Origin of the sequence: Paenibacillus sp. OV219, assembly GCF_900110075.1 — a bacterium.
In the GTDB taxonomy this organism is placed as follows: domain Bacteria; phylum Bacillota; class Bacilli; order Paenibacillales; family Paenibacillaceae; genus Paenibacillus_Z.
The window spans coordinates 105,986-119,374 of the sequence record NZ_FOCJ01000012.1 but is presented as its reverse complement, the minus strand read 5'-3'; the positions used below and the strand labels follow the sequence as shown (position 1 = coordinate 119,374).

The window sequence follows — 13,389 nt, the reverse complement described above, 5'->3', positions numbered from 1 at the left end:
GGCCATGCAAGGGTTGCTTTGTATGGCCTCGCTTTTGAAGGGAGCTAAACATGAAGGTCATTCATCTTATGGATTTCGGAGCGAGACCGAATAGCGGCGAGGATACGGTGCTTCCAATGAGGCGCGCTCTTGAAGCCGCTGCAGCACAGGATATGCCTGTTGTTCTGGCATGCAGTGAAGGTTGCTACGATTTCTATCCAGAGCATGCAGCGAAGGTTCCTTTCTATATTACAAACAGTGCCAGCGAGCAAGAAACTCCGGATGTGACGAAGACGATCGGCGTGCTGCTTCAAGGGCTACGCAACATCGTTCTTGAGGGCAATGGGGCTCTGTTTCGGTTCCATGGCAAATTTACGATGTTCGTCTTCGATCAATGCAAGAATATTGAGGTTCGCAACCTGAGTACGGACTTCTCTAGACCGACGATGTCTGAAATGACTGTAGCTGCAATAGCTCCGGGATATATCGAGGTGAGCGTTCATCCTGATTCGTGGTACGAGCTGCATGACGGGAAGCTGCATTGGAAAGGTGAAGGCTGGACCTATCAAGATGGTCCGGCACAGCTCTTCGATCCGGCAATGAATACGACATGGCGGGTGCCTAGCCCGATTTCATCGGCCATTCATATCGAGGAGATTGAACATGGAAGGTTGCGGCTTCATTACGAGAAGGGCGATGTGCCGGATACGGCAGTCGGACTCACTTATCAGATGCGTGACGGGATTCGCGATCAAGCGGGCGTATTCATTCATAGAAGCAGCAGTATCACTTGGAAGAACGTTAATTTGCATTACACTCACGGTTTAGGTGTTGTCGGACAGTACAGCGAGAATCTGACGTTCGACGGTTTAGCTATCGTGCCGCGCAAGGAGTCGGGAAGAACAGCGGCTGCGTTTGCCGACGGCATTCATTTGTCAGGATGTCGGGGACTTGTGCAAATTGTAAACTGCCAGTTTGAAGGTACGCATGATGATCCAATAAATATTCATGGCACTCATCTTCGGGTTATAGACAAGCCCTCTGCCAATCAGATCCTTGTTCGCTTTATGCATGGTCAAAGCTATGGCTTTGACGCCTTTTTCCCTGGAGACCATATTGAATTCGTAAGAGCCCATTCTCTAGCGGTCTTTGACAGCAATATCGTAACGGATGCTCAGCGTATTAACGCGAGGGACATCTTATTGACTTTAGATAAACCTCCATCAGATAGTATCGCTCCGCATGATGTGATTGAGAATGTTACATGGACACCTCAGGTGGAAATTCGAAACAATCGGTTCGCACGTATTCCGACAAGAGGCATCTTGGTCACTACACGCCGTAAAGTTGTTATTGAACAAAATCACTTCGATCGGCTGATGATGAGCGGCATTCTAATAGCAGATGATGCGGAGAGCTGGTTCGAGTCTGGCCGAGTAGAGGATGTCACGATCAGACAGAATACGTTCAACCATTGCGGGGGGAGAGAGCATCCCGTAATTTATATTGCTCCGGAGAATAGACACGTCGATCTCGATATTCCGGTTCACCGGAACATTCGGATCGAAGAGAATTGCATTCATACTGCGGATGCGCTTTTGCTTGATGCGAAGAGTACACGCGGACTGACATTTCGGGAGAATGACATCACTTTTACAGGTACTGATCGTAAACCAAACGATCTGACCGGGGCTTTCCGTTTAACGGCTTGCAGCGGCGTTCAGCTCCAGGACAACAAGATCATATAGGAGAATGAGGTGCGACAATGAGCGAGTTCATGATAGAAGGAAATCAGTTTTATTACAACGGGGAGCCAGCTCGCATATTGAGCGGGGCGATGCATTATTTTCGAATCGTTCCTGAGTACTGGGAAGATCGGCTGCTTAAGATGAAAGCTTGCGGCTTCAATACAGTTGAAACGTATATCGCGTGGAACATGCATGAACCGAAGGAAGGGCAATTTTGTTTCGAGGGTATTGCGGATATTGTTCGCTTTATCAGTATTGCAGCAAAGCTCGACTTGTTCGTCATCGTCCGTCCAAGTCCGTACATCTGCGCAGAATGGGAGTTCGGCGGTCTACCGGCATGGTTGTTGGCATCCCCGGATATGAGGCTGCGTTGCATGGACAAGCATTATCTGGAGAAGGTAGACCGGTATTATGACACCTTGATGCCGATGTTGAAGCCGATGCTGTGTACGAACGGCGGTCCGATCATCGCGATGCAAATCGAAAACGAGTATGGCAGTTACGGCAATGACCATGCTTACTTGGAATACCTACGGCAAGGAATGAGGGATAGGGGGATGGATGTCCTTTTATTTACTTCAGACGGTCCCGAAGACCATATGCTTCAAGGCGGTTCAATCCCCGGCGTATTATCGACCGTCAATTTCGGTTCTCGGCCGGAGGAAGCATTCGAGAAGCTGCAGCAGTATCAACCGGAACAGCCGCTTGTCTGCATGGAGTATTGGAACGGCTGGTTCGATCACTGGGGGGAAGAGCACCATGTCAGAGGCTTCGACGATGTTGCCGATGTGCTTGACCGGATCCTGAAATCGGGAGCATCCGTGAACTTCTATATGTTCCATGGAGGTACAAACTTCGGCTTCTATAACGGTGCCAATGACTTCGGCAGCTATGAGCCGACCGTTACGAGCTACGATTATAATGCGCTTCTAAATGAGTCTGGCGATATTACGGATAAATACCTGGCCATTCGTGATGTTATCGCGAGATACGTTGAAATTCCGAAGGTGGAGCTTCCAGAGCTGCAGCCGAAGCGGAACTATGGGCGCGTTCAGCTTACGGAGCATGTGCCTCTATTCGCATCACTGCAGCAGCTGTCTTCGCCGGTGCAGCGGACTTGCCCTGAAACGATGGAGAAGCTTGGCCAGAATTATGGCTATATCTTATACACGACCCGCGTAACGGGACCGCGAGCCGCGAGCAAGCTAGCGCTTCAGAACGTTCGCGATCGTGCGCTTGTTTATCTGGATGGCCGCTATCAGGGTGTCATCGATCGCAACACGCATGACATTACGCTGGCGATTAAGGAAAACGACATCCTGCTTGAAATCCCTTCGGAAGGCGCGACACTCAGCATTCTGGTCGAGAACATGGGGCGAACCAATTACGGCTGGATGATGAAGGATTCGAAGGGCATTACGGAAGGTGTGCGACTGGAGCGGCAGTTCCAATATGATTGGACAATCCATACGCTTCCATTGGATCAGTTGACGGGGCTTGAATTTAGTTCAAAGCAGCAGATTAGTACAACTTCCACGCCTACATTCTATAAAGGAAAGTTTTATGTGGAAGAGGCAGGAGATACGTTCCTTAAGTTGGCGGGATGGACGAAAGGCGTTGCTTATTTGAACGGCTTTAACTTAGGCCGTTATTGGAACAAAGGGCCACAGCAAACGTTATATGTTCCGGCTCCGCTCCTGTGTAAAGGTGAGAATGAGTTAATCATTTTCGAGCTCCATGGAACGGAAGAGGCCGTCGTTACTCTGCAGGATTACGAGGAACTAGGATAGGGGGAATACCATGATTCGCTTTGACGATCAGAGAACGATATGGGTTATGGAAACAAAAACAGCGGCATATGCAATAGGGTTATGCGAATCAGGGACAATCAACCATATCTATTTCGGTGAGAAGCTCCCTTACCTATCCGATTATCCAAACGCCTCGATCGAGGCAAAATATCCGTATACGTTAGGCAGCGAATTGAGCGCTGAGGAATTTATGGGATGGTCAAAGGCCAAATTTACGGAACCTTGTCTAAAGGCAACCTTTGCCGATCATGTGAGAGATGTCGTTCTTGAATATTGTTCGTGGAGTATGACGGCGGACACGCTCACAATCGTCCTTAAGGATCAACATTACCCATTGTCGGTGCTTGTAACCTACAAGCTCTACGAAGAGTTCGACATCATCGAGAGGTCTGCAACAATTGTCAACGAGTCTGAGCAATGCGTAGCTCTGGAGGCGGTTCTCTCCGGTTCGACTTACGTGCCTAAGCATCAGAATTATAGACTCGGATATTTGACGGGCAAGTGGGTTGGTGAGACACAATTCGATCAGATGATGCTCACGACTACGAAAGTCGTGTTGGAGAGCAGAAGGGGAACGACGAGTCATTTTGCTAATCCCTTCTATACGCTGGATCCGAACGGACAGGCAACTGAGAAGTCGGGTGAAGTGTATTTCGGCGCGCTTGCGTTTAGCGGGAACTGGAAAATAACGCTTGAGAAGGACCGACTCGGACTCGTAAAAATAAGCGCTGGCGTGAACGACTTTGATTTCAGTTGGGACCTGAAACCGCACAGCAACTTCACGACGCCTAGCTTCTATATTGGCTATTCCAATGCCGGATTTGGTGAGGCAAGCCGCAACCTGCATCGACTCCAGCGTCAACACCTATTGCCAGCCCCAGCAAGAGGGGAATTGAGAAAGGTGCTTTATAACTCGTGGGACGCGACGTATTTCGATTTTGACGAGGACCTGCAGGCTAAGCTTGCGGTGGAGGCAGCTTCCATCGGCGTGGAGCTGTTCGTCATTGACGATGGATGGTTCGGGAAGCGCATGAATGATAAAGCAGGGTTGGGAGATTGGTATGTGAACCCCGAGAAGTTTCCGCGTGGACTGAACGGGTTGATCGAAAAGGTGAATGCACTCGGAATGGACTTCGGCTTGTGGGTCGAGCCGGAGATGGTGAATCCGGATAGTGATTTATATCGCGCGCATCCGAATTGGGTGTACCATTTTCCAACGCGGCTGCGGACTGAGATTCGCAATCAACTCATCTTGAATTTGGCGAGAGAAGATGTTCGAGAGTACATAGTTGGTTTCATGGACGAGTTGCTAAGCAAGCACCCGATCAAATTTATTAAGTGGGACATGAATCGGAACTTCAGTGAACCTGGAAATCCTGAGGCGCCAATTTCCGAACAGCGTGAAGTCTGGGTAAGGCATGCATTAGGTGTATACGAGATAGTGACAAAATTAAAAGAACGACATCCTAAGGTGCTCTTTCAGTCGTGTTCCGGCGGCGGAGGTAGAGTTGATCTTGGCATCATCCAGTATTTCGACCAAGTATGGACAAGCGATAACACAGATGCGTATGATCGGCTTCGCATTCAGGAAGGGTTTTCTTTTGCTTACTGTGCCAAAATCATGGAGGCTTGGGTATCCGACGAGGTCCATCCTTTAAATCAAAGAAAGCTCTCGCTGAAATATAGGTTCCATAGCGCCATGATGGGGAATTTGGGAATTGGCGACAATTTGTTGAAATGGTCCGATACGGAGAAGGAAGAAGCGCGGGAACTGGTCGAGTTGTATAAAAACATTCGTCCGATCGTTCAGCACGGCGATCAGTACAGGCTGCTATCGCCGAGAAACAATGAACTTTCGGCAACGATGTATGTGAACAGGTCGAAGGACGAAGCAGTTGTTTTCATTTTCTTACGTTCCAACTCGTTTGCGAGTACATTGCCCAAGCTCCGTCTTGACGGGCTCGAGGATCACGCGCTTTATTTAATCGAAGGCGAGCAGCAGCCTATTAGCGGCAAGGCCTTAAAGCAAGTTGGGATTAAGTTGAATCTAATCGGCGATTTTGACAGCACAGTCATCCGTATTAATAGGGTTGGATGAGAGGATGTAACATGACGAGCCGCTTGAATCGATATGTTTTAACGGATGAAATATATGCGATATTGAAGAGCCGAATTCTGAACCACGAAATTGCCTCCGGAGAGAAAATCAACATCGATCAATTGGGACGCGATTTAGAGGTAAGCAATATTCCGATACGTGAAGCATTATTCCGATTATCGGCGGAAGGCTTAGTTGTTAACGTGCCATTCAAAGGCATGTATGTGGCCAAAATGTCGTTACAAGAGTTATATGAAATGTTTGAAATTCGGATAGAACTGGAATGTTTGGCGATTCGTAAGGCCGTACTATTAATACCTCCATCGAGTCTGGATCAGCTAAAACTAAAGTTGCAAGCGTATTCCAACTTCGAGAGCATGACAAGTGAATCCAAATTTCAGGTCATCGCCGAAATGAATCAATGTTTGCATGGCTTAATTCTAAATTATTGCGATAACGATTCTTTAAAAAACTTAATCATTAAGTATATCGAAATCATCCAAAGATACTTAGTTTTCAATCAGAAGAGTCTAGATCATCGACTGATTCGAGACGAGTGGGATGAACATATGCAAATCGTAAACTGGCTGGCTACAAGAGAGATGGCAGAGTCAGAGCGGGCTCTTAAGATGCATCTGGAAAATTCGTATAGAAGAACAAGAGCAGTTTTTGTCTAATTTTTTGAGCTCTATCATGTATGATACATCGTCAAGGAGTGGTGTTTATGATGTTAGCTGGAAAAACAGCTATTGTTACCGGCGGTTCATCAGGAATCGGTGAAGCAATTGTTCGATTATTTGCATCACAAGGAGCGAATGTGGTGATTGCCAGTCGGAACACGCTGGAGGCGTCCCGGGTTACCGATCACTTGCAGGCCAATGGGCACAATGTCATTGCCGTGAGAACCGATGTTTCCAAGGAAGACAATGTTCGCGAGGTCATAGAAGAGACGGTTAGGAACTTCGGGAGAATCGATATCCTAGTTAACAATGCTGCAGCTATCATGCCTAAGTATTTAGAAGACTTCGAAGAGGAAGAATGGGATCGGATTTTCAATGTGAATTTAAAGAGCGTGTTTCTGATGATCAAGCATTCCATAGCGGAATTGAAGAAAACACGAGGGACCATCGTCAACATGTCTTCGCTAAACGGTTTGATCGGACAGAAAATGAATCCGGTATACGCGGCAACTAAAGGCGGCATGAACGCGATGACAAAGGCTCTGGCATTGGACTACGCGCCATTCGGCGTTCGAGTGAATTGCATTTGTCCTGCGGGAGTCACGACTCCATTATTGGAGCAATGGATTCTGCAGCAGGATAATCCGGCTCAAACGGTGCAGGACCTGAATGATATGCATGCTTTAGGAAGACCGTCTACTTCAGAAGAAGTGGCGCAGGCGGCTCTCTTTCTAGCAAGCGAAATGTCCGGATTTGTTACAGGTGTTGCTCTTCCCGTCGATGGCGGTGCATCGCTTGGTTATTAATAGATTTTATACCTAAATACAAGGAGATGTTTCAATTGAAAATTACGAAAGTAGAAAGCTTCGTCTTGCACGTCCCGATTACACCTCCAATTACCGATGCCATCAATGTCGCAACACACTGGGGCTTGTCAGGTGTTCGAATCTATACCGACGAGGGTTTCGTCGGCTACGGATATACCGGAACATGTGCGCATGGCGATGATATGATCGTCGATACGATTGAGAAATACTACGCTCCGCTGCTCATCGGCAAAGATCCATTTATGGTGAAGGCGCTGTGGGACGAGATGCGTTTTGGAAAAATGCATTGGATCGGCAGAGCGGGCGTTACGCATATGGCGCTTGCCGCGGTTGACATTGCCCTTTGGGATATCATGGCGAAAGCATCGAACAAGCCATTGTGGCAGCTGCTTGGCGGAGCCAAGTCGAAGCCGATTAAAGCTTATAATACGAACGGCGGCTGGCTGAACTGGTCAAAGGAACGACTGCTGAAGGATGTAACGGAGATCGTAGAATCGGGCTTTACTGGGGTCAAAATCAAGGTAGGCAAGGCAGACCCTCGCGAGGATTACGATAGATGCAAAGCGGTGCGGAAGGCAATCGGTGACGACGTTATCTTCATGATCGACGTCAATCAGCAGTGGAACATCAATACTGCTATGACATGGGGCAAAAAGTTGGAGGAGTTCGATCTGTTCTGGCTCGAAGAACCGCTCAATCCAGATGATATTATGGGGCATAAGAAGCTGGCGGATGCACTTAATGTGCCGATTGCGCTAGGCGAGCATGTTTACAACAAATATGCTTTCCGCGATTATATCCATCAAGGCGCGATTGAGTACTGCCAAGTCGATGTAACACGTGTAGGCGGTATCACAGAATGGATGCAGGTAGCTGGACTTGCCGCGTCTTACGATGTACCGATTTGCCCGCATGTCGGGGATATGGGCCAGATCCACCAGCATCTCGTTGCCTCGACCCAGAATGCGATTATGTTGGAGTACATCCCGTGGATCCGCCATATCTTTGAGGAGCCGGCAACTGTTAAAGAAGGGCACTATGTGCTGCCTGAACTACCAGGCGCTTCGACGACAATTCTACCGAGGTACTTTGAGGAGTATCGAGTAAGGTAAAGCGTGGACAATTTAAAGGAGGATACAAAGGTGTTTGCGTATTGGAGAAACCAACTAGAAAAGTATAAGGGAGTCTTTCATGAGCCCCCGAAACAGGTGCCTTCAGAGAAAGTTGTGGATGGACCTTTAATTGGAAACGGAGATGTCGGCGTTGTTCTTAGTGGCCCTCCTGAACAACAGAGGATATGGATATCGAAGACAGACTTCTGGAAGTCCAAATTGGTGTATCCGAATGGAGGTCTCTGTCTGATTGGGGGGATAGACATTCATATCCCGGAGTTGGCTGGAGCAACGTATTACAGCGAACAACGACTGCTTGAAGCCAAAGTGGTGTCAACGTTTCGTGGGATCGCCTCGTCGGTGACCATGACAACTTGGATATCGGCTGCAGACAATATGCTGGTCGTGGAATTATCTTGTGAAGGGAATGCTGTATCGGTTGCGTTAGACTTGTGGGTTCAGTCAGGGAATGAATCCCAAACCGAATATGGTATTGAGGCCGATGTGAAATGGGCGACAAGAGCATTTAACGGCGATGACTTAGAATGGCCAACCGAAGGCGCTATTGCCCTGCGCTGCTTAGCTGATCGCGGCAGTTCATTTGAATTAAAGCCTGGAACAAAAACCTACATCGTAAGTTATGTGCTGACGAATCATGATGTGGAGGATTATTTGCATGAATCGATAACAAGGATAAAGGACATAAATGAGAGCCAGATAAATGAGATTTACGCTGCACACGAAGACTGGTGGAATCAATTTTGGGCAAAATCAGCGATCGATATCGGTGATGAGCTGCTGGAGAAGTTTTGGTATGGTTCTCATTACATCATGGCCTGCAGCAGTCGCAACAAATCATTTCCACCTGGTTTGTTTGGAAGCTGGATTACAACAGACAGTCCAGCTTGGGCGGGAGATTACCACTTAAATTACAATTATCAGGCGCCGTGGTGGGGAGTATATTCATCCAATCATATTGAATTGAGTGAACCCTACGATACACCGCTGCTAGAATATATGCCAAGTGGCAAGAGATATGCTGAACAATATTTGGGGCGCAGCGGCATCTATTATGATGTCGGAATCGGGCCTAAGGGATTGCCTACTGCGTTGTCTACTACACAAGCAAGCCTGAAATACGAGCACGGTCATTTATTTTTGGGGCAGAAAAGCAATACAGCCTATACCGCAATTAACATGCTGATGCGTTTCTATGCTACCTATGATTTGCATTATGTTGGTCAGGTTGCTTATCCATATTTGTTCGAGGTTGCTAATTTTTGGGAGGATTATTTGACATTCGAAGATAACCGATACGTTATTTATCGAGACGCCATTCATGAAGTCCCAACCTGGGCTGAATCCCATTCTAATGATGAATGGCTGCGGGAATTTGAGGACATGAATCCTATCCTTTCATTAGGGCTTCTCAGGGCAGTTTTCAAAGGACTGATCGATATGTCGAACGAATTGAGCGTCGATGCGAATCGGCGGGAAAAGTGGACACATATCTTGGAGCATATTAGCGGTTTCCCAACGTTTGAGCTTGATGGGAAAACGATTTTTAGGCTAACGGAGCAAGGACGCGACTGGTGGGATGACAATACGCTGGCTATTCAGCATATCTGGCCTGCTGGCACGATCGGTCTCGGTTCAGATCCGCAGCTACTTGAAATCGCAAGAAATACAATCTCAGTAATGAACAGATGGACGGATTATAACGGCTTTCCAACGATATTTACCGCTGCAGCACGTGTTGGCTATGATCCTGAGATTATTTTGCATGAACTTCGTCATCAGTGCCGCGAGCATAGTTTTCCTAATCTATTTATCTTCTTTGGTGGTGGCGGCATTGAATGCTGCAGTGGAGTACCTTCGGCAATCAACGAGATGCTTTTGCAAAGTCATGAGCATATCATCCGGTTGTACCCTGTTTGGCCGCGTGAGAGAAAAGCTCGATTCATGAGCCTGAGAGCCTTTGGTGCCTTTCTCGTTTCGAGTGAACTGTCAGATGGAATCATTCAATACGTTGACATTACAAGTGAGAGAGGAAGAGAATGCCGCCTCTTAAACCCGTGGCCTAATGGTGAAATCAGAATTCTTGAAATTGATGGTAATAGTCGAGAGGAAATTGAGTGGAAATTGGAAGATAGCGTCATCATTTTCACCACAAAAGCAGACAAACAATATCATTTGCAACCTATTAACTGAGTGAGGATGGATGAATTTATGCCGAAAATCAAAGAAGTGCTCGTGCTGCACCACAGCCATTTGGATGTCGGATACACGACTGCCCAGCCGATTTTGCTGGCAATGCAAAGTAGGTACATCGATCAAGCGCTGGAACTTTGTGAAATGACCGAGGAGTGGGAGGAGTATAACCGCTTCAGATGGACCTGCGAGTCCACCTTACCCGTTCTAAACTGGCTGGAAACGGCTTCGGAGCAACAAATCGTACGATTTAAGCATTATTTGCATAATGGTCAGATGAGTATCGTAGCTTCGTATATGCACATGACCCCGCTCACTTCGGCTGAGGAAGCAGCGAGAACGCTGTATCCCCTTCGTCGGCTGCGCGAGGTGTTCGGGATCGAGCTCAAAACAGCCATTCACCATGATATAAATGGGCAGCCTTGGCCGTATGCGCAGCTGTTGCTCGATGCAGGTGTTGAGTTTTTCATCATGGGTATCAATATTCATTTTGGCGGAGTTCCTTTCAATCGTCCAAATGCCTTTCACTGGGAAGCTCCGGACCGCAGAAAGCTGTTAACCTTCAATGGCGAGCACTACTCGTTGTTCAGCCAAATTTGCGACGTCAATGCCAAGTGCACGGACAAAATGGCCGATGGTTTGTCTACCTATTTGAGAAAAATCGAAGCGAATCCGGAGTATCCATTTGACTTCATTTACTTGACAGCGACGAATTTGCCGCTGTACGACAACAATCCGCCTGATCGTGACCTTGCCGAACTATTAAAGAAGTGGAATGAAGAAGACCGGGGCATCCGAATCTCGTTTGTCACGCCCGAACAATTGTATAAAAGGGTCCGAGAGCATGCCGCGAATCTGCCGACTCATGCCGGTGATTGGACGGACTATTGGAACTTCGGTTCAGCGAGCTCTGCGAAAGAAACGAAGTTAAGCCGTCGCACGAAGCATGGTATGAAGGCCGTAGAACTGCTTGATGCTTTCCTACCGGAAGAAGACCTTTCGTTTGTTAGGATAAAGAAGGAAGCCTGGCATCAGATCCACCTGTACGACGAGCATACTTGGGGAGCACACAACTCCGTTTCAGAGCCATACAATTCGGACGTTGAAATTCAATGGATGCATAAAGCCCATTACGCCTACCAAGCAAACAGCTTGACGGGTTATTTGCTTAATGTTCATCTTGAGAAGCTTGCAGGTAACCCGCTACAATCGGAAGAACCGGAAGGTCTGTTGCTTCTTAATCCGACTTCCGTTGCTTTAACGCACGACATTCGCATTCCTTCCAGCTTCAAAACGGAGGGAAGGCATCTCGGCGCCGACCGAATGCGCCATGTTCTAATGAATAACGACGTCCATCATCAAGGGACAAGCTACGGTACGATCGATCTGCCGCCTTTCAGCTGGCGTAAAATACCGTTTGCAACTCTTCAGGAAGCGGAATGGTCAGCGAGCATTATGGCAGATGTTGGGGAAGTCGGAACGGAGGGGGAGGGTCCTTGGCTTCGGAAGGTTAAAATTCAGGAGGGAGCGATCGAAACGCCGTTCCATTCGATGCGCTTCGACCCGTTAACAGGCCGGATTACAAGCCTAATCGATAAACGTCAGGATTGGGAAGTGCTTGATACCTCCAGTCCGTGGGCGTTGTTTCAATACGTACAGGAAACGGTCGATCCCATCCATCATTTGAATATCCGCAGCGCGATCTTTCCTAGAAACGTTGAGAGAGGAAACAACAGTTTAACCGATTGGAACCATAACTGGAAGGCGAGTAGACAATCCTATACCCGGTTAAACTCATGTCGCGTCGAGCGGAGCGCGCATAGCGCCTCCCTGATCCTGAGCTGGGAGGCGCCGGGGGTGGAGCAGTTTGAACAGACATATACCTTCTTTAGCTATCAGCCAGACATCGAAATGAAAGCCTCTTTCTTCAAGCAAGATATTACGACGCCTGAGGGCACTTATTTTGCTATTCCATTAAATCTACAGAAGTGGCGCTGCCATTATGATACGGCTGGACAATGGGTTGAACTGGACGCGCAGCAGATGCAGGGCGTGTGTCGAGATTATATCACGATTGATAAAAGCGTATCGATATATGACGGACAGCATGGCGTGACGATGAGTTGTCCGGATGCACCGCTCGTGCAAGTGGGGAATTTTAATTTCGGCAAAGAGCAGCAATTTATCGAAAAGAACGATAACCCTCTGTTATTAGCTTGGCCGATGAATAATTACTGGGATACGAACTTCCGAGGAAGCCAGCCAGGAGCCGTAACCTTTACCTATTATTTGAATACATGTAGCTCTTTCGATCCGTCTACCGCTATGATTTCTTCTATAGGAGCCATGGCTTCTGTATTTGCAACGCCTGTTATTGATTGTAAAGAAGAGGTTGGTCAATTTATTCAGTTAAGTGGAGACGGCGTTCAAGTATTCGACGTGAAACCTGCGGAAGATAATAGAGGTATTGTGGTGCGCTTAGTCAATGTAACGGATCAAGATACGAATGCGCAACTGCAGTTCCCGAACCGAAACATCGAAGCAGCATTTATAGTCAGTGTCTTAGAAGATATACAAACAAATATTTTGGACATACAAGTTGAATCTTTGAAGATTATGCTAGGAGCAAAAGAAATGAAGCATTTGCTCGTGTTTTTTGAGAGGTAGCACTCGAGAAATTAGAATTAGAAAAAAAAAAGAAAAAGAAAAAGAATTAGCCCTGAGAACAATCTCTGTCTCAGGGCTTCTTGTTGTGCCAACAATGTGTCGGTTGCCAAGTACATGGATCAGAAATCTGCTTCCTGGACATAGCATCACTTGGACAAAAAGAGTGGAACAACCAGGTATATCATTAGCTGGTTGTTCCATTCTTTTTGATCACATTCATATATATTTCAGTCTATGTATGATAACAATTTGTGTA

Annotated in this window: 8 protein-coding genes; all 8 read left to right on the top strand. The window is 47.3% G+C overall.

Annotation, left to right across the window (positions count from 1 at the left end):
* Positions 1–50: 50 nt before the first annotated feature.
* From BMY11_RS24255 to BMY11_RS24220, 8 genes are read left to right on the top strand one after another with little or no spacing between them, the layout of a single operon-like run.
* Positions 51–1,727: a right-handed parallel beta-helix repeat-containing protein gene (locus BMY11_RS24255; protein ID WP_090582277.1), complete on the top strand. Its 1,677-nt coding sequence runs from the start codon at positions 51–53 to the stop codon at positions 1,725–1,727.
* A 17-nt stretch (positions 1,728–1,744) separates the two neighbouring features.
* Positions 1,745–3,517, top strand: coding sequence for a glycoside hydrolase family 35 protein (locus BMY11_RS24250; RefSeq protein ID WP_090582275.1), 1,773 nt, complete (start codon positions 1,745–1,747; stop codon positions 3,515–3,517).
* Positions 3,518–3,527: 10 nt separating this feature from the next.
* The gene (locus tag BMY11_RS24245; RefSeq protein ID WP_090582273.1) at positions 3,528–5,636 is read left to right on the top strand and encodes an alpha-galactosidase; all 2,109 of its coding nucleotides are present in this window, start codon (positions 3,528–3,530) and stop codon (positions 5,634–5,636) included.
* 11 nt (positions 5,637–5,647) lie between these two features.
* Positions 5,648–6,313, top strand: a complete 666-nt coding sequence (locus BMY11_RS24240; RefSeq protein ID WP_090582271.1) for a GntR family transcriptional regulator — start codon at positions 5,648–5,650, stop codon at positions 6,311–6,313.
* A 47-nt stretch (positions 6,314–6,360) separates the two neighbouring features.
* Positions 6,361–7,122 (top strand): SDR family NAD(P)-dependent oxidoreductase, encoded by a 762-nt coding sequence (locus BMY11_RS24235; RefSeq protein ID WP_090582269.1) that lies wholly within the window; start codon positions 6,361–6,363, stop codon positions 7,120–7,122.
* Between the two features lie 35 nt (positions 7,123–7,157).
* On the top strand, positions 7,158–8,255 hold the full coding sequence (locus tag BMY11_RS24230) for a mandelate racemase/muconate lactonizing enzyme family protein (RefSeq protein ID WP_090582267.1): 1,098 nt from the start codon (positions 7,158–7,160) through the stop codon (positions 8,253–8,255).
* Between the two features lie 30 nt (positions 8,256–8,285).
* Positions 8,286–10,466, top strand: a complete 2,181-nt coding sequence (locus BMY11_RS24225) for a glycosyl hydrolase family 95 catalytic domain-containing protein (protein WP_090582265.1) — start codon at positions 8,286–8,288, stop codon at positions 10,464–10,466.
* An 18-nt stretch (positions 10,467–10,484) separates the two neighbouring features.
* Positions 10,485–13,133 carry a glycoside hydrolase family 38 N-terminal domain-containing protein gene (locus BMY11_RS24220; RefSeq protein ID WP_090582263.1) on the top strand — a complete coding sequence of 883 codons (2,649 nt, stop codon included), beginning with the start codon at positions 10,485–10,487 and terminating at the stop codon, positions 13,131–13,133.
* Positions 13,134–13,389: the final 256 nt, after the last annotated feature.